At 66.1% G+C, this 23,705-nt stretch carries 18 protein-coding genes; 15 read left to right on the forward strand and 3 right to left on the reverse strand.

Going from position 1 to position 23,705, the window contains the following annotated elements:
* The first annotated feature begins 105 nt into the window (after window positions 1–105).
* Window positions 106–1,518: an MFS transporter gene (locus tag ACR65J_RS10370; RefSeq protein ID WP_440168364.1), complete on the forward strand. Its 1,413-nt coding sequence runs from the start codon at window positions 106–108 to the stop codon at window positions 1,516–1,518.
* On the opposite strand, the gene ACR65J_RS10375 is transcribed toward ACR65J_RS10370, so the two are convergent.
* The 3 genes from ACR65J_RS10375 to ACR65J_RS10385 all read right to left on the reverse strand — a co-directional run bounded on the left by ACR65J_RS10375 (window position 1,504) and on the right by ACR65J_RS10385 (window position 5,965).
* Complete coding sequence (locus tag ACR65J_RS10375; protein ID WP_440168469.1) at window positions 1,504–2,781, reverse strand: alpha/beta fold hydrolase; 1,278 nt, start codon at window positions 2,779–2,781, stop codon at window positions 1,504–1,506. The two genes, ACR65J_RS10370 and ACR65J_RS10375, sit on opposite strands and share 15 nt — an antisense overlap.
* Window positions 2,782–2,845: 64 nt before the next feature.
* Window positions 2,846–3,361 carry a GNAT family N-acetyltransferase gene (locus ACR65J_RS10380; RefSeq protein WP_440168366.1) on the reverse strand — a complete coding sequence of 172 codons (516 nt, stop codon included), beginning with the start codon at window positions 3,359–3,361 and terminating at the stop codon, window positions 2,846–2,848.
* A gap of 63 nt (window positions 3,362–3,424) precedes the next feature.
* Window positions 3,425–5,965, reverse strand: coding sequence for a DEAD/DEAH box helicase (locus ACR65J_RS10385; RefSeq protein ID WP_440168368.1), 2,541 nt, complete (start codon window positions 5,963–5,965; stop codon window positions 3,425–3,427).
* A 97-nt stretch (window positions 5,966–6,062) separates the two neighbouring features.
* Between ACR65J_RS10385 and ACR65J_RS10390 the strand changes: the two genes are divergently transcribed.
* The 14 genes from ACR65J_RS10390 (at window position 6,063) to ACR65J_RS10455 (ending at window position 23,668) form a co-directional block, all read left to right on the forward strand.
* Window positions 6,063–6,842: a trans-aconitate 2-methyltransferase gene (locus ACR65J_RS10390; protein ID WP_440168370.1), complete on the forward strand. Its 780-nt coding sequence runs from the start codon at window positions 6,063–6,065 to the stop codon at window positions 6,840–6,842.
* Window positions 6,843–6,982: 140 nt separating this feature from the next.
* A complete protein-coding gene (locus ACR65J_RS10395) occupies window positions 6,983–8,725 on the forward strand; it encodes an ABC transporter ATP-binding protein (protein WP_440168372.1) in 1,743 nt (580 codons plus the stop codon).
* Entirely contained in the window at window positions 8,722–10,533 is a 1,812-nt protein-coding gene (locus ACR65J_RS10400) for an ABC transporter ATP-binding protein (protein ID WP_440168374.1), read from the forward strand. Before ACR65J_RS10395 ends, ACR65J_RS10400 begins: the two co-directional genes overlap by 4 nt.
* Window positions 10,530–10,907: a GntR family transcriptional regulator gene (locus tag ACR65J_RS10405; RefSeq protein ID WP_440168376.1), complete on the forward strand. Its 378-nt coding sequence runs from the start codon at window positions 10,530–10,532 to the stop codon at window positions 10,905–10,907. Before ACR65J_RS10400 ends, ACR65J_RS10405 begins: the two co-directional genes overlap by 4 nt.
* A 47-nt stretch (window positions 10,908–10,954) precedes the next feature.
* Window positions 10,955–13,879 carry an excinuclease ABC subunit UvrA gene (uvrA, locus tag ACR65J_RS10410; protein ID WP_440168378.1) on the forward strand — a complete coding sequence of 975 codons (2,925 nt, stop codon included), beginning with the start codon at window positions 10,955–10,957 and terminating at the stop codon, window positions 13,877–13,879.
* A gap of 79 nt (window positions 13,880–13,958) precedes the next feature.
* Window positions 13,959–14,675, forward strand: a complete 717-nt coding sequence (locus ACR65J_RS10415; protein ID WP_440168380.1) for an HAD hydrolase-like protein — start codon at window positions 13,959–13,961, stop codon at window positions 14,673–14,675.
* On the forward strand, window positions 14,662–15,330 hold the full coding sequence (locus tag ACR65J_RS10420; RefSeq protein ID WP_440168382.1) for a lysophospholipid acyltransferase family protein: 669 nt from the start codon (window positions 14,662–14,664) through the stop codon (window positions 15,328–15,330). Before ACR65J_RS10415 ends, ACR65J_RS10420 begins: the two co-directional genes overlap by 14 nt.
* A gap of 100 nt (window positions 15,331–15,430) precedes the next feature.
* The gene (uvrC, locus tag ACR65J_RS10425) at window positions 15,431–17,431 is read left to right on the forward strand and encodes an excinuclease ABC subunit UvrC (protein ID WP_440168384.1); all 2,001 of its coding nucleotides are present in this window, start codon (window positions 15,431–15,433) and stop codon (window positions 17,429–17,431) included.
* 68 nt (window positions 17,432–17,499) lie between these two features.
* Window positions 17,500–18,423 carry an RNase adapter RapZ gene (gene rapZ / locus ACR65J_RS10430; RefSeq protein WP_440168386.1) on the forward strand — a complete coding sequence of 308 codons (924 nt, stop codon included), beginning with the start codon at window positions 17,500–17,502 and terminating at the stop codon, window positions 18,421–18,423.
* Window positions 18,423–19,442 (forward strand): gluconeogenesis factor YvcK family protein, encoded by a 1,020-nt coding sequence (locus ACR65J_RS10435; RefSeq protein ID WP_440168388.1) that lies wholly within the window; start codon window positions 18,423–18,425, stop codon window positions 19,440–19,442. Before rapZ ends, ACR65J_RS10435 begins: the two co-directional genes overlap by 1 nt.
* A gap of 9 nt (window positions 19,443–19,451) precedes the next feature.
* The gene (gene whiA, locus ACR65J_RS10440) at window positions 19,452–20,432 is read left to right on the forward strand and encodes a DNA-binding protein WhiA (protein ID WP_015937022.1); all 981 of its coding nucleotides are present in this window, start codon (window positions 19,452–19,454) and stop codon (window positions 20,430–20,432) included.
* A gap of 102 nt (window positions 20,433–20,534) precedes the next feature.
* Window positions 20,535–21,161 carry a superoxide dismutase gene (locus tag ACR65J_RS10445; RefSeq protein WP_440168390.1) on the forward strand — a complete coding sequence of 209 codons (627 nt, stop codon included), beginning with the start codon at window positions 20,535–20,537 and terminating at the stop codon, window positions 21,159–21,161.
* 259 nt (window positions 21,162–21,420) lie between these two features.
* A complete protein-coding gene (gap, locus tag ACR65J_RS10450) occupies window positions 21,421–22,431 on the forward strand; it encodes a type I glyceraldehyde-3-phosphate dehydrogenase (protein ID WP_159632061.1) in 1,011 nt (336 codons plus the stop codon).
* Window positions 22,432–22,441: 10 nt separating this feature from the next.
* On the forward strand, window positions 22,442–23,668 hold the full coding sequence (locus ACR65J_RS10455; RefSeq protein ID WP_440168393.1) for a phosphoglycerate kinase: 1,227 nt from the start codon (window positions 22,442–22,444) through the stop codon (window positions 23,666–23,668).
* Window positions 23,669–23,705: the final 37 nt, after the last annotated feature.

Here is a 23,705-nt window from a genome sequence, read left to right on the forward strand (position 1 = left end):
GTAATCCCGGCCGCTCAGGCGGCCGGGATTACCCCTTTAAGCCTCCACGGGACGCATGGGGTCCCACCCCTGTGGGTCGTGCCCGCGCAGGACTATGCTCGGATCATGGCCCGCACGCTTGTGATGGATCGGGGTGCCCGCCAGGTGCAGCGGCGTACCGTACTGCTCTTGAGCGTGGCCCAGGTGTTTGGTGGACTCGGGACCGGATCGACCGTCTCCATTGGTTCCATCCTGGCCGTGGAACTCTCCGGTTCCAGAGCCTGGGCTGGCTCCGTGGCAACAGTAATGACCCTCGGGGCAGCGGCCGCCGCACTGCCGCTGGCATCGCTGGCCGAACGGCGCGGGCGCCGGGCGGGCCAAGTGGCAGGCCTCTCCGCCGCCTTGGCAGGTGCCGTGCTCATGGTGCTGGCGGTGACGTCCAGTGCCTTCATCCTGCTGGTCCTGGGAGCGGCAGGCATCGGCGTGGGCACCGCCGCCAGCCTGCAGGCCAGGTTCGCCGCGGTGGACCTCGCTGCCGCCGAACACCGCGGGCGCGCCTTATCCACCGTGGTCTGGGCGGTCACAGTCGGCGCCGTGGCCGGGCCCAACCTGATCCAGCCCGGAACGGCCGTCGGAACTGCCTTGGGCCTGCCGCCCATCGCGGGCCCGTTTGTGATCTCCGCGGCCGGGCTCCTCATCGCCGCCGTGCTCCTGTTCGCCGGTCTTCGCCCGGACCCGCTGCTGCTGGCACGCAGTCTTGCCGCGGCCAACAACGTCTCGCCGATTCCACGGGACCGGGAAGCGCTGCCCACCGCCACCGCGCCCGCCGGCAGCACCCCGGCAACTGCCCCACCGAACGGCGCGCCGGCAAGGACCCAGGCCACCGGGGCGGCTTCCCGGGGATCGCTGGACCGTGGGCTGCGGGCCATCCGCGGCTCCCGGACGGCACTGCTGGCGGTCACCGGCGTCGTAGCGGCCCACGCAGTGATGGTTGGCGTCATGTCCATGACGCCGCTCCACCTGCAGCACCTGGTGGAAGGACCCGGTCCCCATGCAGGCCACATCGCGGAGGGGGACGTGCTGGTCATCATCGGCTTTACCATTTCGCTGCATATCGCCGGGATGTTCGCACTCTCCCCGGTCATGGGCTGGCTGACTGACCGGGCAGGCAGGATAGAGACGATCATCATCGGCTTCACGCTGCTGATCGCTGCCGTGGCCATTGCCGGGTTCGGCCAGTCCTCCACCGGCGCGGTGGCCGCAGGACTGGTGCTGCTTGGCATGGGCTGGTCCGCGGCCACGATTTCAGGATCCACCCTGCTGGCCGAAAGCGTGGGCCAGGACGCCCGCGTGGCTGTGCAAGGCGTCTCCGACATGCTGATGGGTGCCGCAGGCGCCGTAGGAGGCGCCGTGTCCGGGCTGGTCCTGGGCTTTGCCGGCTACCTCGGCCTCAACCTGCTCGGTGGAGCCATCGGGGCGGCCGTCCTGGCCGCCGCCGTCGTCACCCGCACGTCACGCCGGCGCTCAGCGGCCGCCTGAGCGCGCCATACCCAGGAGGCGGGCGAAAATCCTCTCACCGTCGTCGGCGATCCCGTCATGATGGAAGTCCGCAGTCTCCCAAACCTGCAGCCCGCGCACCGAAGCTGCCGTGCGGAGGGAAAGGTCGCGGTCCACGTAGATATCGTCCGAATAGACCGCAGCGGCCGCGGGGACGGTGTTGGCGGCCAGGACCTCCGGGTCGTAGAGCGGTTTCCAGTCCTGCTTGGCTGCCAGCAGGTCAGCCACCTCCCGCAGCGGCTGCAGGGCCGGGTCCTGCTCGAAGTACCACGGGTACACCATTTCGCCGGTCAGCAGCAGCGGTTCCGCGTCCGGCCTGAACCACGGGTTTTCGCCGAGCATCCGCCAGGCTGACCAGTTGGTTGCCTGCTCCTGGCCGTAAATGGATTCATGCATCAGGGCATACAGCGGATTAGAGCGGCGCGACACCACGCTGTGGAGGAACTGTTCCAGGAAGGCGTCCGAAAGCCTGGGACCGCCGGCGGTGTCCACGAACGCGTCCTCCAGCAGGTAATGCAGGCTGTCCACGCGCGTGTTGCCGCCCAGGAATGCGCCGGCCATCTGGAACCGCTCCACGGTCAGGGGACTGCCGTCGGGCAGGAGCTCCCTTGTGCAGCGCAGGTGGCGGGCAATCCGCTCCACTGCGTCCCGGTCCTCCGGATACCAGCCGAAGTATTCGTCGTTCCGTGCCGCCACGCGCTGATAGGTGGCCCGGTACACGTCATCAGCGCTTCCGGTCAGAGGTGCCAGGCCGCCGGTGATGAGGACTTCGCGCAGTCCTTCGGGGGCGAAGGACAGGTACGTCAATGCGCAGAAGCCGCCGTAGCTCTGGCCATAGATGGTCCAGGCGGGTGATTCGAGGGCACCGCGGATCAGTTCCGCATCTGCCACGATCGAATCGGCCCTGAAGTGCTCCAAATAGGCTGCCTGGTCCGCAGCGGACCCGCGGCCGGGCAGGGTTCTGCGGTCCAGGGGCGTTGAGAGCCCGGTGCCGCGCTGGTCCAGCATCAGGATGCGGAAGTCCTGCGCTGCGGCCTTGCTCCAGCCGCCCAGGGACCCCCATCTGTTGCCGCGCCCGCCCGGGCCGCCCTGCAGGAAGAGGAGCCAGGGAAGCTGGGCGGCAGCCTCCTCGCTGTGCGCCGCTGACACGTACTCGCGGGCGAAAACCGTGATGGTCTCCGCGGAACCGCCGGGCGGCGCGGAGTGGTCCAGGGGGACCTCGAAGTAGTGCTCCAGGGTGCGCATCCCACGGAATTCGTGCCTGGCCCTGACCTCATGCCCGGCGACCGGGGCCGCTCCCCGGCGCACGTCAGCCACGGGCAGGAGCGGAAAGGGAGCCGCGGGAGCCCGCGTTTCCAAACTGGTCCAGCGCCTCGCCGGTGAGCCGGAAAGTGGACCATCCGTCCATGGGGCGGGCGCCCAGGCGCCGGTAGAAGTTGATGGAGGGCTCGTTCCAGTCCAGCACGCTCCATTCCACGCGTGCGTAGCCGTTCTCCACGGCGATCGCGGCAAGGTGCTGCAGCAGGGCCTTGCCGTGCCCGTCTCCCCGGGCGTCCGGGGAGACGTAAAGGTCCTCCAGGTAGATCCCGTGGACGCCTTCCCATGTGGAATAGTTCAGGAACCACAGCGCAAAGCCCTGCATAGTGCCCGCCGCGTCTTCCGCGATGGCCGCGAAGACCCGCGGGTTCTCACCGAACAGTGCCTGCTCCAGCATTTCCGGTGTGTTCCGGACGGCGTCGGGTTCCTTCTCGTAGTGCGCCAGTTCGTGGATCATCCGGAGGATTGCGGGAACGTCATGCCGGGTTGCGGGGCGGATTACACTCATTGTTCGAGCTTACCGCCGGCTCGGGCGTGGCAGCCGCAGGGCAACGGAAGGGCCAGACCCGGGTTAGAGCCGGTTGACGTCCGTTACCTTCACCACGGCTGTTCCGGTCGCGTCCGAGTCCGCCAGGTCCACCTCCGCCGAGATGCCCCAGTCGTGGTTGTCCGCCGGATCGTCAAAGATCTGGCGCACCTTCCAGGTCCCCGGTTCTTCGGTGATGATGAGCAGGCCCGGCCCCCGCGCATCCGGTCCCGTCCCGATATCATCGTGTTCGTCGAAGTAGTCGTCCAGCGTATCTTCCCAGCGTTCGGCACCCCAGCCGGACCCGCCGTCGAGCTCTCCCAGCGCGGTGGCGTCCTCGTCGGCGAACAGTTCCACGCGGCGGAACATCTCGTTGCGCACCATCACCCGGAACGCGCGGATGTTGGAGGTGAGCGACGGCGGCGGGGGCGGCGGCGCGTCGTGCGGCGTAGGTGCCGCACCGGAGGTGAGTTCCTCCCATTCGTCGAGGAGGCTGGAGTCCACCTGCCGGACCAGCTCACCCAGCCAGGCCACAAGGTCTTCGAGGTCCTCCCGGAGCATGTCCTGCGGAACAGTTTGGCGCAACGCCTTGAAGGCATCCGCGAGATAACGCAGCACGATGCCTTCGGACCTGGCCAGGCCGTAGAACTGGACGAATTCGCCGAAGTTCATGGCGCGCTCGTACATGTCGCGGACCACGGCTTTGGGGGCAAGCTCGAAGTCGCCCACCCACGGCGCGGCCTTCCGGTATACCTCGAACGCTTCGCCCAGGATTTCGGCGAGCGGCTGGGGGTACGTGACATCGTCCAGCATGGCCATCCGCTGGTCATAGTCGATGCCGTCAGCCTTCATGGCGGCCACCGCCTCGCCGCGGGCCTTCTTCTGCTGCGCGGACAGGATCTGCCGCGGTTTCTCCAGGGTCGCCTCGATAACGGACACCACGTCGAGGGCGTAAGACGGCGACTCCGGGTCAAGTAGGTCCAGCGCGGCAAGCGCGAAGGGGGAGAGTGGTTGGTTCAGGGCGAAGTTGGGCTGCAGGTGCACGGTCAACCGGACCGATCGGCCATCCGGCCCCTGCTCCTCCGGCGGGATCCGCTCAATGACTTCGGCGGCGAGGAGTTCGCGGTAGATGCCCAGCGCCTTCTTCATCAGCCGCAACTGGCTGGAACGGGACTCGTGGTTCTCGGTGAGCAGCCGCCGGGCCGCCGCGAACGGGTCACCGGGCCGTTCCATCAGGTTCATCAGCATGGCGTGCGTGACCGTGAAGCTGGACGTCAGCGGATCGGGGACTGATTCCACCAGCCGGTTGAACGTCGGTTCGCCCCAGGACACGAAACCTTCGGGCGGTTTCTTCTTGACCACTTGACGCAGCTTCTTTTGGTCGTCGCCGAACTTGGCGGTGGCCTTCGCCATGGCCTTGACGTTCTCGATCACGTGCTCGGGAGCCTGCACCACTACCGTCCCGGCGGTGTCGTAGCCCGCCCTGCCGGCCCGGCCCGCAATCTGGTGGAACTCGCGTGAGTTGAGCAAGCGGGTGCGGACGCCGTCGTACTTGCTGAGGGCGGTCAGCAGCACGGTGCGGATGGGCACATTGATGCCCACGCCCAGCGTGTCCGTCCCGCAGATCACCTTCAGGAGTCCCGCTTGGGCCAACTGTTCCACCAGCCGGCGGTACTTGGGCAGCATGCCGGCGTGGTGCACGCCGATCCCATGGCGCACCAACCGGTTCAGCGTCTTGCCGAACCCGGCGGCGAACCGGAAGTTGGCGATCAGCTCCGCGATCTTGTCCTTTTCCTCCCGGGTGCACACGTTGATGCTCATCAGGTTCTGGGCGCGGTCGATCGCCTCAAGCTGGCTGAAATGCACCACATAGACCGGCACCTGCCGGGTGGAGAGCAGTTCCTCCAGCGTCTCGTGGACCGGGGTCTGGTGGTAGTAGTAGTGCAGCGGAATGGGCCGCTCCGCAGAACTCACCGTGGTGGTGGCGCGGCCGGTCAGCGCCGTCAGCCCCTCCTCGAACCGGGTGACGTCACCCAGGGTGGCGGACATCAGCAGGAACTGTGCCTGCGGAAGCTCCAGGAGCGGGACCTGCCAGGCCCAGCCGCGCTGCGGGTCGGAGTAGAAGTGGAATTCATCCATGATCACCGCACCGAGCTCGGCCGCCGGGCCCTCCCGCAAGGCGATGTTGGCCAGGATCTCCGCGGTGCAGCAGATGATGGGCGCATCCTGGTTGACCCCGGAATCGCCGGTGATCATGCCCACGTTCCCGGCACCGAAGATGTCGCACAGCGCGAAGAACTTTTCCGACACCAGGGCTTTGATCGGGGCGGTGTAGTAGCTCCGCCGCCCCTGCGCCATGGCCTGGAAGTGCGCGGCGATTGCCACCAGCGATTTCCCTGACCCGGTGGGCGTGGCAAGGATGACGTTGGCGCCCGTTGCCAGTTCCATGATGGCCTCGTCCTGGGCCGGGTACAGCGAAAGGCCCCGGCTTTCCGTCCACTCCACAAAACGGCTGTAAAGGGCGTCGGGGTCGACGGCGGCGGCGTTGGGGACGGACAGGTCGCTCAGCTGGTCAACGAGTTTCATTGACTTAAACCTTAGTGCCACGTTGCGGACGGACCCGGCGCCCCGGCCGGGTTAGGCTTCGCCTTGCCCGTGTGCGTGTTAAGACCTGGAGAAATTGATGAAATGGGACCCCGCAAAGTACATCCGGTTTGGTGACTACCGGAGCCGGCCGTTCTTCGACCTGGTGGGCCGGGTCGATGCTGACCGTCCCGCGCGGGTCGTCGACCTTGGCTGCGGGCCGGGGAACCTGACAGCCACCCTGGCTGAGCGCTGGCCCGGCGCCCAGGTGGTTGGCCTGGATTCCTCCGAGGAGATGCTGGCCAAGGCGGCACCCCTGGCGGAGGAAGTTCCGGGCCTGGCATTTGAACGGGCCGACATCGCCGCCTGGATGCCCGGTTCGGAGACAGACGTCGTGGTAAGCAACGCAGCCCTGCAGTGGGTACCCGGCCACCAGGAACTGATGCGCAGATGGCTCGAAGCCCTCCGGCCGGGCGCCTGGTTTGCCATGCAGGTGCCGGGAAACTTCAACGCCCCCTCGCATTCCCTCATGCGGGAGCTCGCGGCGTCGGACCGCTGGTCCGGCAAGCTGGGCGGGGTGCTGCGGGGCGGGGAGTCGGTGGGGGAGCCCGAGGACTACCTGGGCATCCTGTTCGACGCCGGCTGCGCGGCCGATGCGTGGGAAACCAGCTACCAGCAGGTCCTCCAGGGGCCGGACCCGGTGCTGGAGTGGGTCCGCGGCACGGCACTGCGGCCGGTCATGGCCGTTCTTGGCGATGATGACGCCCAGCGTTTCGAAACGGAGTACGCAGCGGCCCTGCGGAAGGCCTACCCCCGGGGGGCGCACGGCACTGTCTTCCCCTTCCGGCGGATCTTCGCCGTGGGCCAGAAGGCGGAGTAAACGGGGCCCAGTTCCCGTGTTTTCCAGCCAGTCACAGGATGTGACAGCACCGGAAAGTGATGTGGCTTACAATGGCCACTATGCTTCAGGGGTCAAGCCGCCGGCCCCCTCTTCGGCCGTAGGCATTTGCAGGGGGTATTTTGCTGGTCGGACTCTTAAAGCGGCAGCTTGCGGGCAAGCACGCGCAACTGTGGGCGATCGTTGTGCTCCAGCTGGTCCAGGCGGCGGCGAACCTCCTGCTGCCCACCGTGAATGCAGCCATCATCGATGATGGAATCGTGGCAGGCCAGCCCCAGGTAATCTCCCGGCTTGGCGCGCTCATGGCCGCTATTGCCGTGGTCCAGGCAGTGTCCGCCATCGCCGCCGGCTACCTCGGCGCCGTCGTGGCCATGAGTATCGGGCACTGCCTGCGCGCGGAAGTTTTCGGCCGGATCCAGACACTGTCCTCGCAGGATGTGGCCCTGTTCGGAACGCAAAGCCTGACCACCCGCGCCACGAACGATGTCCAACAGGTCCAGGCGTTTGCCCTGCTGGTTTTCACCATGCTCTTCGCCGGCCCGGCCATGGGCATCGGCGGGATCGTCCTGGCCGTCCAGCAGGACATGGCACTGTCCGTCGTGGTGATTGTCATTGTGCCCCTGCTCCTGCTGATCATGTACTTGATCGTGCGCCGGCTCATTCCGCTTTACCGCGAGGGCCAGGAGATGCTGGACCGGTCAGGCAGCATCCTGCGCGAGCAGATCATCGGCGTGGACGTGATCCGTGCCTTTGTCCGCCAGGGCCACGAAGCACGGCGGTTCGCGGCGACCAATGCCGGGCTGACCGCCAATAACCTCAAATCTGCGCTCCTGGTGGCCGGGATGCTGCCAATGATCATGCTGGTGGTCAACACCAGCTCGGTTGCCGTGGTGTGGTTCGGCGGCCACCGCATCCAGGCGGGATTGATGAACCTCGGCGCGCTCACGGCGTTCATCGCCTACATCATGCAGATCCTGCTGGCAATCATGATGTCCATGTACGTCCTGATGACGGCGCCGCGGGCCGCCGTCTGTGCCGAACGCATCCAGGCGGTGCTGGACACCGAAGCGTCCGTCCACAGTCCCGCAGGGCCGCCGCAGTTCCGGCTGGACCCGACGCAGCCGGCAACACTGGCCTTCCAGGGCGTTCGCTTCTCCTATCCCGGAGCCGAAGCGCCCGTGCTTGCTGACATCAGCTTTACCGCCTCTCCCGGTACCACCACCGCAATCGTCGGCTCAACCGGCAGCGGCAAGACGACGCTGCTGAACCTGATCCCACGTTTCCTCGACCCCACTGAAGGCCGCATCTCACTTGCCGGCCACGACATCCGCGGCCTGCCCCTGGACCAACTCCGCGCTGCCATGGCCATCGTGCCCCAGCATTCCCACCTGTTTACCGGGACAATCGCCGACAACCTGAGGATGGCTGCCCCCGACGCCACGGACGGGGACCTGTGGGCCGCCCTCGAGACGGCGCAGACCATGCGGTTCATGGATGACCTCCCGCTTGGGCTTGCCACCCCCGTGGGCCAGGGGGGCGCCAGCCTTTCCGGCGGCCAGCGCCAACGACTGTGCATCGCCCGCGCACTGTTGCGCAGGGCGCCCCTCTACATTTTTGACGACAGCTTCTCCGCCCTCGACTACGACACGGACACCAGGCTGCGGAATGCACTGGGGCAGGCACTCGCCGCCGCAACGGTCATCATTGTGGCCGAGCGCATTTCCGCCGTGGAGGACGCAGACCTCATCCTGGTACTCGACGACGGCCACCTCGTCGGTCAGGGCACGCACCGGGAGTTGCTGGAAACGTCCACCACCTACCGCGAAATTGCCGAATCGCAGCTCGCGCTGGGCGGCACGCTGTGACGGCAGGGGACGAACCCGGGGAAACGGCCTACAAATTCTGGCCAACAGCCGCGAGGCTCCTTGGCCTCCTGCGTCCCTTCCGCCTGCAGATGCTCGGAGCAGTGGGATCCACCTGCGCCTTTGCCGTCCTCAACGTGGCAGCCCCGAAATACCTCGGTGATGCCACCGACGAGGTGGTGGAGGGCGTCTTCCAAGGCAGCCTGGACCAGCGCCTCGGAATCCTGCTGGCTGCGGTGGCCATGATGTATGTTTTCGCTTCCCTGTTCAACTGGGTCCAGGGCGCGTTGACCGCCCGGGCCGTGCAAGGGCTCATGTACGGCCTTCGCGCATCGGTGGAGGACAAGCTGCACCACCTGCCCTCCACCTACTTCCGGGCACGGTCCCGCGGTGACGTACTGAGCCGCGCCACCAATGACATCGACAACATCGCCCAGGCCCTGAACCAGGTCCTGACCCAGCTCATCGTCTCGGTCCTGATGCTCTGCGGCTCGCTGGCCATGATGCTGTGGATCTCACCGCTGCTCGCCGCCATCGCCATCGCCACCGTCCCCGTCTCCACGTTGATCACCGTCATGGTGGCCAGGCGGTCCCAAGAGCATTTCGCGCGGCAGTGGAAGGAGACCGGCGAGCTGAACAGCCATGTGGAGGAATTCATCAGTGGCCACGAAGTCATCAAGGCGTTCGGCCGGCAGGAACAGGCGGCGGACGTCTTCACCCGCAGCAATGGCCGCCTGGCCCGGGCGGCCGCGAAGGCACAGTATTCAGCCGGGGTGGTCCAGCCGCTGATGGTGCTGATGTCCAACCTCAACTACATCGCGGTTGCGGTGGTTGGTGCCCTGCAGGTCATCGCCGGCGCAATGACCATCGGGGGCGTCCAGGCCTTCATCCAGTTCAGCCGGCTGTTCACGCAGCCGGTGGGACAGATCGGCGGGCTGCTGAACGTCATGCAATCCTGCGCAGCGTCAGCCGCCAGGGTCTTCGTTCTCCTCGACGCCGGGGAAGACCCGCCCGACCCCGAAAGGCAGGGCACCGGCGCGCTGCCCGGCGGCCGCATAGGCTTCCACCACGTCACATTTGGCTACCCCGGCTCCGTGCCCGCTGTCCGCGACCTCACCTTCACCGTGGAGCCTGGCCAGGCGGTGGCCATCGTGGGACACACTGGCGCGGGCAAAAGCACCGTGGTGAACCTCCTCATGCGATTCCTGGAACCCTCATCCGGCCGGATCACCATGGGGGGCCGGGACATCGCGTCAATTCCCCGGGACCAGCTGCGGGCGCAGTTCGGTGTGGTGCTCCAGGATTCCTGGCTCTTCGACGGCAGCATTCGCGAAAACATCGCCTACGGCCGGCCCGGCGCGCCGGATGCAGCTATTGTCGCGGCCGCGGAAGCCACCCACGCGGACCGCTTCATCAGGTCCCTGCCGCACGGGTACGACACAGTGCTGGAAAATGGCGGCGAACCCCTCAGCCAGGGCCAGCGGCAGCTCCTCACCATCGCCAGGGCACAGCTAGCCGGACGCACCGTCCTGGTCCTGGACGAAGCAACCAGTTCCGTGGATTCCAGGACGGAACTGCTCATCCGCCAGGCGATGCAGCGGCTCCGCCACGGACGGACCAGCTTCATGATCGCCCACCGTTTGTCCACTATCCGGAACGCTGATCTAATTCTCGTCATGGACCATGGACGCATCGTCGAGCAGGGTACGCACGCGAGCCTGCTTGAAGCCAACAGCTACTACGCAACCCTGTATAACGCCCAGTTCGCTGAACGGGACGGCAGGGCCGGGGTCCTGGAGGGCGGCCTGTGAGCACAGGAGAGTTTCCGGGATCATGGCGGCCCAATCCTGCCAGCAGTGTGGCGCTGTTCGAACAACTGCGGCTCCAGGTCATCCACCTCGCGGACAACGGTGCACTGGCGGCCGGCACCAGGCTCCCCGCCGTGCGCGCCCTAGCGGAGAAACTCGACGTTGCCCCGCACACCGTGGCCAGGGCGTACAAGGAACTGGAGGCGGCGGGCATCGTTGCCACCCGGGGACGCAACGGGACCGTGGTCTCGGCCCGGGATGAGAGGCTGGGAGGCCTGTCGGAGGCCGCTGCCGCGTACGCCGCCGTCGCCAAATCCCAAGGCGCCAGCTTCGCCGAAGCCGTGAAGCTCCTGGCGGCCGCCTACGATGTTCCCTGAGGGCGGAACCGTCCAAGTTCGAAAAAGTTTTCGATTAGCATTATTGGGTGCCTAAAGCCTTAGCTGAAGAAACCCCTGCCCCCTCCGCTTCCCCAGCCGTCCCCGCTGCTGCCGTCCCGCAGCGTCCGGACCTCTCCCGCCTCGTGGTGAAGGGCGCGCGGGAGCACAACCTGCGCAACGTGGACCTCGACCTGCCCCGCGATGCCATGATCGTCTTCACCGGCCTCTCCGGATCCGGCAAGTCGTCGCTGGCATTCGACACCATCTTCGCGGAGGGCCAGCGGCGCTACGTTGAATCGCTGTCCGCCTATGCACGCCAGTTCCTTGGCCAGGTGGACAAACCCGATGTCGACTTCATTGAAGGCCTCTCCCCGGCGGTCTCCATCGACCAGAAATCCACCAGCAAGAACCCGCGGTCCACGGTGGGAACCATCACCGAAATCTATGACTACATGCGTCTGTTGTGGGCGCGCGTGGGCAGGCCCCACTGCCCGGTGTGCGGTGAGCCGGTGTCCAAGCAGACGCCGCAGCAAATCGTCGACCAGCTCCTTGAACTCGACGAGGGCACCCGCTTCCAGGTCCTGGCGCCGGTGGTGCGCGGACGCAAGGGCGAGTTCGTGGACCTCTTCAAGGAACTGACCGCCAAGGGTTACTCCCGGGCACGGGTGGACGGCAACCTGGTCCAGCTGAGCGATCCCCCCAAGCTGGGCAAGCAGTTCAAGCACACCATTGAAGTGGTGGTGGACCGCCTGGTGGTCAAGGAGGGCATCAGCCAGCGGCTCACGGACTCCATCGAAACAGCCCTGGGTCTGTCCGAGGGCCGGGTCCTTGCTGAATTCGTGGACCTCGAGGCCGACGCGCCGGGGCGGATCCGGGCGTTCTCCGAAAACCTCGCATGCCCCAACGAGCACCCCCTCGCCATCGACGAGATCGAGCCCCGCTCCTTCTCGTTCAACAACCCGTTCGGCGCCTGCGCGGCCTGCAGTGGAATCGGTACCCGCCTGGAGGTGGATGAGGAACTCATCGTTCCCAACCCGGAGCTGTCCCTGTCGGAGGGCGCCATTGCACCGTGGTCGCTGGGGACGGCCACCACTGAGTACTGGAACCGGCTCCTGGAAGGCCTGGCCAAGGAAGTGGGCTTCTCCATGACCACGCCGTGGGAGAAGCTGGGCAAGGATGTGCGCCAGACCGTCCTGCACGGCAAGGACCACAAGGTGGTGGTGCAGTACCGCAACCGCTTTGGCCGCGAACGCAAGTACAGCACCGGGTTCGAAGGCGCCATCCAGTACGTCCACCGCAAGCACGGCGAGACCGATTCCGACTGGGCCCGCGACCGCTACGAGGAGTACATGCGGCAGGTCCCCTGCCCCGCCTGCAACGGCGCACGCCTCAACCCCGCATCCCTGTCGGTCCTGATCAACGGCAAGTCCATCGCCGAGGTGGCCGCGCTGCCCATGCGGGACTGCGCAGAGTTCCTGAACAACCTGGTGCTGACCGGACGAGAAGCCCAGATCGCCCACCAGGTCCTCAAGGAGATCCAGGCCCGCCTGACCTTCCTGCTGGACGTGGGCCTGGAGTACCTCAACCTTGAGCGCCCGTCCGCCACCCTCTCCGGCGGCGAAGCACAGCGCATCAGGCTCGCCACCCAGATCGGCTCCGGCCTGGTGGGGGTCCTCTACGTTCTCGATGAACCCTCCATCGGCCTGCACCAGCGCGACAACCGCCGGCTGATCGAAACGCTCACCCGGCTCCGCGACATGGGGAACACCCTCATCGTGGTTGAGCATGACGAAGACACCATCCACGTGGCCGACTGGATCGTGGACATCGGACCCGGCGCCGGCGAACACGGCGGCCAGGTGGTCCACTCGGGGACCTACAAGGAACTGCTGGACAACCGGGAATCGCTGACCGGCGACTACCTGTCCGGCCGCAAGGCCATCGAGGTACCGAAGAAGCGCCGCAAGTACGACAAGAAGCGCGAGATCAAGGTGCTGGGCGCACGGGAGAACAACCTCCTGAACGTCGACGCCGCCTTCCCGCTGGGGCTCTTCACCGCGGTGACCGGAGTGAGTGGCTCGGGCAAGTCCACGCTCGTCAACGAGATCCTCTACAAGGTGCTGGCCAATAAGCTCAACGGCGCCAAGCAGGTGGCCGGGCGGCATAAGACGGTCCAGGGCCTGGAGCACCTGGACAAGGTGGTCCACGTGGACCAAAGCCCCATCGGCCGTACTCCGCGATCCAACCCTGCCACGTACACGGGCGTCTTCGACAACATCCGCAAGCTCTTTGCCGAGACCACCGAGGCCAAGGTGCGCGGCTACCTTCCGGGGCGGTTCTCCTTTAACGTCAAGGGCGGCCGCTGCGAGGCGTGTTCGGGTGACGGCACGCTGAAGATCGAGATGAACTTCCTGCCGGACGTGTATGTCCCGTGCGAGGTGTGCCACGGGGCGCGTTACAACCGGGAAACCCTGGAAGTGCACTACAAGGGCAAGACCATCGCCGATGTCCTGAACATGCCCATCGAGGAGGGCGCCGAGTTCTTCGCGGCGTTCTCACCCATCGCACGCCACCTGAACACCCTGGTGGACGTGGGACTGGGCTACGTCCGCCTTGGACAGCCTGCCACCACCCTCTCCGGCGGCGAGGCGCAGCGCGTCAAGCTCGCGGCGGAACTGCAGAAGCGGTCCAACGGCCGCAGCATCTATGTCCTGGACGAACCCACCACGGGCCTGCACTTCGAAGACATCCGGAAACTGCTCATGGTCCTGCAGGGCCTGGTGGACAAGGGCAACACGGTGATCACCATTGAGCACAACCTCGATGTCATCAAGAGCGCCGACTGGCTGGTGGACCTTGGGCCGGACGGCGGTTCAGGCGGTGGCCAGATCGTTGCGGCAGGAACACCGGAGCAGGTTGCCAAGTCCAGCACCAGCCACACCGGGAAATTCCTCGCCGAAATACTCGGCTGACCGGAGGAAACTGCACCGAAATATTCCGCAGCTGGAATGCGAGTTTCAGGCATTACTGCTGTCGTGAGAAACTAACCCGGTGACTTCAACAACAGTGCCCGTGATCTTTGACCTGGACGGCACTCTTGTCGATCCGGCCGGTGGAATAACTGAGGGGATTGCCTCAGCCCTCCGCGGGCTGGGGCTCCCCGTTCCCGGCCAGGACCTGCTCGATTCGATGATCGGCCCCAAGCTCAGCGATTCCCTGCTCAACGTGGCCAACGTGCCGGCGGACCGCCTGGAAGAGGTGGTCCGCCGCTACCGCGAGCACTACGTCGCCAAGGGAATCGCCCAAAGCCGGCTGTACCCGGGCATCCGCGGAATCCTGGAATCCTTCGCGGAGGCGGGCCGGCCCGTCGCGGTAGCAACCCAGAAACCCCAGCGGCTTGCCCACAAGGTCCTGGCACACCATGGCATCGATGGTTTCTTCCATGGCATCCACGGCTCGGGCGACGACGAAGCGGCTGTGGAAGGCGTTCCGCTCGGCAAGACCCAGATCATCGCCGCCGCGCTGAGGGACCTCGATACCCGGCACGCGATCATGGTGGGCGACCGTGCCCAGGACGTGTCCGGTGCCATCGCCAACGGGCTGGACTGCATCGGCGTTGTCTGGGGCTTCGCTCCCGACGGAGAGCTGGAGGAGGCCGGATCCGTGGCCGTCGTCAGCACCGGCGAGGAGCTGGTAGCGGTCATCGAACGGCTCCAGGCGGTCCACACCGCGGCCATGAGCGGGGTGAGCAACGATGGAAATGTTTGATGCCGTCCGCTGGACCACGCGCAACCTGATCGGCGGCACCTGCCGGCCCACCGTCGTCGGACTTGAAAACGTCCCTTCCGACGGTCCCTTTATCGTGGCGCCCAACCACCTGTCCTTCTTCGACAGCGTGATCGTCCAGGCCCTGATGCCGCGGCCGGTTGCCTTCTTCGCCAAGGCCGAGTACTTCACCACCGGCGGTGTCAAGGGCAAGGTCATGAAGGCCTTTTTCGAATCCGTGGGCTCCATTCCAGTGGAGCGCGGTGAGCAGGCCGCCAGCGTCCAGGCACTGAGAACCCTGCTGGACATCCTGGAGGCCGGCCGCGGCATCGGCATCTACCCGGAGGGCACCCGGTCCCGTGACGGCATCCTGTACCGCGGCCGCACCGGCGTCGGCTGGCTGGCGCTCACCACCGGCGCGCCCGTCATCCCCGTAGGCCTGATCGGCACCGAAAAGCTGCAACGCGCCGGGGAAAAGGGTGTCAGGCCACAGCACTTCACCATGAAGGTGGGGGAGCCGCTGTACTTCGACAAGACCGGGCCGGACCACTCGCTGCCGGCCCGCCGCGAGGTCACGGACCGCATTATGGACGCAATCGCTGTGCTCAGCGGCCAGGAGCGTTCCACCAGTTACAACCAAAGCAAGTCCGCGGAGTAGTCCAGCCCCCGGTCCAGCAGCACCTCCTCCGGCAGCGCCTGGGCCGGTCCAAATTCGCCGGCTGGCGAGGAGACCCGGCGCGACTCAGTAGACTTGATGGGTGGCAAATCCAGCAAGTTACCGGCCCAAGACGGGTGAAATCCCCACCAACCCGGGCGTCTACCGGTTCCGTGATCCGCACGGCCGGGTCATCTACGTAGGCAAAGCCAAGAGCCTCCGGTCAAGGCTGAACTCCTATTTCGCCAACCCGGCGGGGCTGCTGCCGAAGACCTATGCGATGGTCCACGCGGCCAGCAGCGTCGAGTGGACCGTGGTGGGCAGCGAACTGGAGTCGCTGCAGCTGGAATACACCTGGATCAAGGAATTCAAGCCGCGCTTCAACGTGGTGTTCCGGGATGACAAGACCTATCCCTACCTTGCCGTGACCATGAGCGAAAAGTACCCCCGGGTGCAGGTCATGCGGGGGGACAAGCGGAAGGGAACCCGCTACTTCGGCCCCTACACCGCCGGCGCCATCCGGGAAACCATGGACACCCTGCTCCGGGTCTTCCCGGTCCGGAGCTGCAGCGCCGGCGTCTTCAAGCGGGCCGAGGCCAGCGGCCGGCCCTGCCTGCTGGGGTACATCGACAAGTGCTCGGCGCCGTGCGTCGGGCGGATCTCGCCGGAGGACCACCGGGCACTCGCTGAAGATTTCTGCGCCTTCATGGGCGGTGAAGCCAAGCGCTTCATCAACAAGCTTGAAAAGCAGATGGCGGACGCCGTGGCGAAACTCGACTACGAGCACGCAGCCCGGCTCCGCGACGACATCACGGCACTGCGGAAGGTTTTCGAGCGCAATGCCGTCGTGCTGGCCGAGGACACCGATGCCGACGTCTTCGCCCTGCACGAAGACGAGCTGGAAGCGGCCGTCCAGGTGTTCCACGTCCGCGGCGGCCGGATCCGGGGCCAGCGTGGCTGGGTGGTGGAAAAGGTGGAGGACTTCACCACCCCGGACCTGGTGGAGCACCTGCTGCAGCAGGTCTACGGGGAGGACGGCGACACGCACGGCCGGCTGCCCCGCGAAGTCCTGGTACCGGTGGCGCCCAGCAACCAGGAGGACCTGGCCAATTGGCTGGGCGGGATCCGGGGCGCCAAAGTCGACATCCGGGTGCCGCAGCGCGGGGACAAGGCGGCCCTGATGTCCACCGTCCGCGTAAATGCCGAACACGCGCTGAAGCTCCACAAAACAAGGCGGGCGGGGGACATCACCGTCCGGTCGCAGGCCCTCCAGGAGCTACAGGAAGCACTGGACCTGCCCGTCCCCCTGCTCCGGATCGAGTGCTTCGACGTTTCCCACGTCCAGGGCACCAACGTGGTGGCCTCCATGGTGGTGGTGGAGGACGGGCTGCCCAAGAAGTCCGACTACCGCAAGTTCTCCATCACCGGCCCCGCGGCCGCTGATGATACTGCCGCCATGCATGACGTCCTGACCCGCAGGTTCCGCCACTACCTCCAGGACAAGTCGGCGCAGGTGGACGAATCGGTGCTGGAAGGGGACAGCCAGGACAGGGCATCGGATGCCGCCGTGCTGGACACCACCACTCCGGCGCCCAAGGCCAAGTTCGCGTACCCGCCCAACCTCGTGGTGGTGGACGGCGGCCAGCCCCAGGTGAACGCCGCCGCCCGTGCACTCAGGGACCTGGGGATCGACGATGTTTACGTGGTGGGGCTGGCCAAGCGCCTGGAGGAAGTCTGGCTTCCTGACAGCGACTTCCCGGTGATCCTGCCCCGCACCTCGCAGGGCCTCTACCTGCTGCAACGGATCCGCGACGAGGCCCACCGCTTCGCCATCACCTTCCACCGGCAGAAGCGCGGCAAGGCCATGACCGTGTCGGCCCTGGACGCCGTCCCGGGCCTCGGCGCCTCCAAGCGCAAAGCCCTGCTGGCGCACTTCGGATCGGTCAAGGGCGTGAAGGCCGCCACGGTGGAGGAGCTCTCAGAGGCGAAAGGCATTGGCCCTGCCTTGGCCGGAGCCATCATTAGCCACTTCGCCGCAGAGGGATCCGAGCCTCTGGCGGTGCCGGCCATCAACATGACCACCGGCGAAATCATTGAAACTTAGCTAGGGTAAAGGACGGGGCAACGCCATCGCGGCGGCCCTTGAGACGACGACGAAACGGGGCAGGCTTCATGGCAGACACAACGGCGGGATCCGGCGCGGGCCACGATGGGCTGGAGCCCGTTAAGCCGCTCGAGGCGGAGCTGCTGGTGGTCACCGGAATGTCGGGTGCCGGTCGGAGCACCGCGGCGGACGCGCTGGAAGACCACGGCTGGTATGTCGTGGAGAACCTGCCGCCGCAGATGCTGGGCACGCTCGCGGAGCTGGTCTCGCACGCCCCGCAGTCGATTCCCCGGCTGGCAGTGGTGGTTGACGTCCGCAGCAAGGGCCTCTTTGCGGATATCCGTGCAGCCCTGGGGGCACTCGCGGCCAGCGGGGTCACCTTCCGCGTCCTGTTCCTCGACGCCAGCGACAACGTCCTGGTCCGGCGGTTCGAACAGGGCCGGCGCCCGCACCCCCTGCAGGGCGGCGGACGCATCCTGGACGGCATCGCTGCCGAACGTGAGCTGCTGCAGGAACTGCGCGACAGCTCCGACGTCGTCCTTGATACCTCCAACTACAACGTGCACGGCCTGGCCACCGCCATCACGGAACTGTTCAGTGAAACCGGCCCGGTGGCCCTGCGCCTCAACGTCATGAGCTTCGGCTTCAAATACGGGCTGCCGGTGGATGCCAACTATGTGGCCGACGTCCGCTTCATCCCAAACCCCCACTGGGTGCCGCAACTTCGCCCGCAGACCGGCCTGGACAAGGACGTCAGCGACTACGTGCTGGAGGCTGAGGGCGTCAAGAACTTCGTGGACCGCTACGTCCTGGCCCTGGAACCCGTCCTCGAGGGGTACCGCCGGGAGAACAAGCACTACGCCACCATCGCTGTCGGCTGTACCGGCGGCAAGCACCGCTCCGTAGCGGTCGCGGTGGAACTTTCCAAGAAACTCGCGCAGTATCCGCGGGTGACGGTGACCACCGCGCACCGGGATCTGGGCCGCGAGTAATGTCGTTGTTCACCGGAGCCCTGCCCCTGGTGCCGCCGGCCGCTGGTAAGGGCTCGAGCCAGCAGGACAAGGGCCCCAACGTCGTGGCCTTGGGCGGCGGCCACGGCCTGGCGGCCTCGCTGTCGGCGCTGCGCCTGCTCACCTCAGAGCTGACAGCCATCGTCACAGTGGCGGACGACGGCGGCTCTTCCGGGCGCCTGCGCGAAGAGTACGGCGTCCTTCCGCCCGGAGACCTGCGCATGGCCCTTTCGGCACTCTGCGACGACACCGACTGGGGACGCACCTGGCGCGATGTGATGCAGCACCGGTTCCGCGCCGGAAAGCACCCCGGAGGGTCCCTGGACGAGCACGCCATGGGCAACCTGCTGATCGTCACGCTGTGGGAGCTGCTGGGCGACGCCGTCGCAGGGCTCAAGTGGGCCGGTGCGCTGCTTGGCGCCCGTGGCCAGGTCCTGCCCATGTCAACAGTCCCGCTCACCATCGAAGGCGACGTTCGCGTCACCGCACCCGACGGAGGAACCGCCCTCCAGACCATCCACGGCCAGGCACGCTGCGCCGTGGCCGGCTCGCTGGAGGAAGTCCGGCTCCTCCCGGAAGCAGCGCCTGCCTGCACCGACGCCCTGACGGCCATTGAACTGGCGGACTGGGTGGTCCTGGGCCCGGGCTCCTGGTACACGTCCGTCCTGCCGCACCTGCTCCTGCCCGAGATGCGGCAGGCGCTGTGCAGCACCTCCGCCAAACGCTGCCTCACCATGAACCTCGCCACGGACACCAAGGAAACCAGCGGTATGACGGCGGCAGACCACCTCCACGTCCTCCGGCGCTATGCGCCTGGGTTCAGCGTGGACGTGGTCCTGGCCGACCCCGCGTCCGTACCGGACCGGCAGGAGTTCGAGAAGGCCGCCGGCATGATCGGCGCGGAGGTGGTCTTGGGTAAAGTAGGGGCGTCGGGACGCCGCCCCGTCCACGAGCCGCTCCGGCTGGCCACGGCGTACCAGGACATTTTTGGGAACAGTTAGGAAGGTGCCATGGCACTGACAGCATCGGTCAAGGAAGAACTGTCCCGTCTGGACATCAAGAAGTCATCAGTGCGCAAGGCTGAAGTCTCCGCAATGCTCCGGTTCGCCGGGGGACTGCACATCATTTCCGGCAGGATCGTCATCGAGGCGGAGGTTGACCTGGCCTCCACCGCCCGCAGGCTCCGCGCCGCCATCGCCGAGGTGTACGGACACCAGAGCGAAATCATCGTCGTCTCCGCCGGGGGACTGCGCCGCGCCAGCCGCTACGTGGTCCGCGTGGTCCGCGACGGCGAGGCGCTGGCCCGCCAAACCGGCCTCCTGGATGGCCGCGGCCGCCCCGTGCGCGGCCTGCCATCCGCCGTCGTCAACGGTTCGGCAGCAGACGCCGAAGCCGTGTGGCGCGGGGCGTTCCTGGCGCACGGTTCGCTCACGGAACCCGGCCGGTCATCGTCGTTGGAAGTCACTTGCCCGGGACCCGAATCTGCCCTGGCGCTGGTCGGCGCCGCCCGCCGGCTGGATATCCAGGCCAAGGCCCGCGAGGTCAGGGGAGTGGACCGGGTCGTCATCCGCGACGGCGACACGATCGCCGCGCTCCTGACGCGCATGGGCGCCCACGACGCGCTGATGGTGTGGGAGGAACGCCGGATGCGCAAAGAGGTCAGGGCCACCGCCAACCGGCTTGCCAACTTCGATGATGCCAACCTGCGCCGCTCCGCCCAGGCAGCCGTCGCGGCGGGCGCGCGCGTGGACAGGGCCCTGGAAATCCTGGGTGATGATGTCCCGGACCACCTGAAGTATGCAGGTGAACTGCGGGTGGCGCACAAACAGGCAAGCCTTGACGAGCTGGGCCGGCTTGCCGACCCCGTGATGACCAAGGATGCGATCGCGGGCCGGATCCGCCGCCTGCTGGCCATGGCGGACAAGCGCGCGCTTGACCTGGGCATTCCCGGAACGGACGCCAATGTGACGCCTGAAATGCTGGACGAGTAGGCGCCCCCTAGAATCAGAAATAATTCCGGGCACCAGCTGCCCGGATGCACAATCCGAGAGTTACCAACCGGGCCTTTCTGGTCCACGATATTGGAGGATTTTGTGACCGAGTACGTATTGCCGGAACTCAGCTACGATTACGCCGCCCTCGAACCGCACATCTCTGCGCGGATCATGGAGTTGCACCACAGCAAGCACCACGCCGCCTACGTGGCTGGCGCCAACAACGCCCTGGCCCAGCTGGCGGAGGCCCGCGAAAAGGGCGACTTCGCCAACATCAACCGGCTCTCCAAGGACCTCGCGTTCCACACCGGCGGCCACATCAACCACTCCGTGTTCTGGAAGAACCTCTCCCCGGACGGCGGCGACAAGCCCGAGGGCGAACTGGCCGCAGCGATCGATGACGCCTTCGGCTCGTTCGATGCGTTCCGCGCCCAGTTCTCCGCAGCAGCCCTTGGCCTGCAGGGCTCGGGCTGGGGTTTCCTGGCTTACGAACCCATCGGTGGAAACCTGGTCATCGAGCAGCTCTACGACCAGCAGGGCAACGTCGCACTCGGCACCACCCCGCTGCTCATGCTGGACATGTGGGAGCACGCTTTCTACCTGGACTACGTCAACGTCAAGGCCGACTACGTCAAGGCGTTCTGGAACATCGTCAACTGGGCGGACGTCGCCCAGCGCTTCGAAGCAGCCCGCGCCAACGCCACGGGACTGATCACCCTTCCGTAGTGACCGGCGTTATACATCGCTGTAACAAACTTCACATTCCGACTTAAACCGGCCGGGATGTGGACCGTCCGCCCCCGCACTTGCGGGGGCGGACCCAGTTAAACGTAAGATAGGTCACGGAAGGCGGTTAGCCTTCAGCAATGAGGCTGGTCGCCCTCCGTGTAAATCATCTCTGCCCAATGGCGTGCGGGATCTGTTAGTTGGCTTCAACGCCCGCTCAACTAGTAGTGCTTTTCAAAGCACCAAGGAGACTGTAAAAGTGACGACCCGTATTGGTATCAACGGCTTTGGCCGCATCGGCCGCAACTACTTCCGCGCAGCGCTTGCCCAAGGCGCTGACCTCGAGATCGTTGCCGTCAACGACCTCACCAGCCCCGAAGCCCTGGCCCACCTGTTCAAGTACGACTCTGTCGGCGGCCGGCTCAAGGAAACCATCGAGGTCAAGGACGGCAACATCGTCGTCAACGGCAATGTGGTCAAGGTCCTGGCCGAACGCGATCCCGCCAACCTCCCCTGGGGCGAACTGGGTGTTGACATTGTCATCGAGTCCACCGGTTTCTTCACCAAGGCAGCCGACGCAAGGAAGCACATCGATGCCGGCGCCAAGAAGGTCCTGATCTCCGCTCCGGCTTCGGATGAGGACATCACCATTGTGATGGGTGTCAACCACAACCTCTACGACAACGCCAAGCACAACATCATTTCCAACGCGTCCTGCACCACCAACTGCCTGGGCCCGCTGGCAAAGGTCGTTAACGACGAATTCGGCATCGAGCGCGGGCTCATGACCACCGTCCACGCCTACACTGCCGACCAGAACCTCCAGGACGGCCCGCACAAGGATCTGCGCCGTGCGCGCGCTGCCGCCATCAACATGGTTCCCACCTCCACGGGTGCCGCCAAGGCCATCGGCCTGGTCCTGCCGGAGCTCAAGGGCAAGCTGGACGGCTACGCCATCCGTGTACCCGTGCCCACCGGCTCTGCCACCGACCTCACCGTCACCGTGTCCCGCGAAACCACCGTGGAGGAAGTCAACGCAGCACTCAAGCGTGCCTCTGAGTCCGACGAGCTGCAGGGCTTCCTGACCTACACGGAAGAGCCCATCGTGTCCTCCGACATCGTCGGCGACCCCGCTTCGTCCATCTTCGACGCCGGCCTGACCAAGGTGATCGGCAACCAGGTCAAGGTTGTTTCCTGGTATGACAACGAATGGGGCTACTCCAACCGCCTCGTCGACCTCACGGAGCTTGTGGCAGCCAAGCTGGGCTAGGGTTAGACACATGACATCACACACCCTCAACGAACTGATCGCTGAAGGTGTCCGCGGGCGGTACATTCTGGTTCGAAGTGACCTGAATGTGCCGCTCGACGGCTCTACAGTCACTGACGACGGCCGCATCAAGGCCTCGCTCCCAGTGCTGGCAAAGCTCACGGACGCCGGTGCCCGCGTGCTGGTAACAGCCCACCTCGGACGCCCCAAGGGCGCCCCGGAGGACAAATACTCCCTTCGCCCCGCAGTGGACCGCCTCGCCGAACTTGCAGGCTTCAAGGTCACCTTGGCTGCCGATACCGTCGGTGACGCTGCCAAGGCAGCCGCGGCCTCCCTTCAGGACGGTGAAGCCCTGGTTCTGGAAAACGTCCGCTTCGACGCCCGCGAGACCAGCAAGGACGACGCCGAACGCGGCGCCTTCGCTGACGAGCTGGTGGCGCTCACTGGCAGCAACGGCGCCTACGTGGACGATGCCTTCGGTGCCGTCCACCGCAAGCACGCCAGCGTCTACGACGTCGCCACCCGGCTGCCGTCGTACCAGGGCGACCTGGTGCACACCGAGGTGGAGGTCCTGCGCAAGCTGACCACCGACACCCAGCGCCCCTACGTGGTGGTTCTCGGCGGTTCCAAGGTCTCGGACAAGCTCGCGGTCATCAACAACCTGATCGGCAAAGCTGACACCATCCTGGTGGGCGGCGGCATGCTCTTCACGTTCCTGGCCGCCCAGGGCTACAAGGTTGCCTCGAGCCTCCTTGAAGAGGACCAGATTCCGGTCGTCCAGGACTACCTGAAGCGTGCCGCGGATGCCGGCACGGAATTCGTGGTTCCCACTGATGTGGTGGTGGCAGAGAAGTTTGCTGCCGACGCTGGGTACGAAACGGTTGCGGCTGACGCCATTGAGGGCAGCAGTTTTGGTGCCCAGGGCATCGGCCTGGACATTGGGCCTGATACCGCTGCTGCCTTTGCGGAGCGCATCAAGGGAGCCCGGACCGTCTTCTGGAACGGCCCCATGGGAGTCTTCGAATTCGAGGCATTCTCTGCAGGCACCCGTGCCATCGCCCAGGCCTTGACTGAGACTGATGGGTTCACCGTGGTGGGTGGCGGCGATTCGGCTGCCGCTGTGCGCACGCTCGGTTTCAGTGACGACCAGTTCGGCCACATTTCAACCGGTGGCGGCGCCAGCCTGGAATACCTCGAGGGCAAGGAACTTCCCGGACTTAGCGTCCTGGACCGGTAGTACGCGGCCTCGCAGTCCTCCGGCCGGCAGGTTGCCC

The sequence above is a fragment of the Arthrobacter sp. SAFR-044 genome, assembly GCF_059414985.1.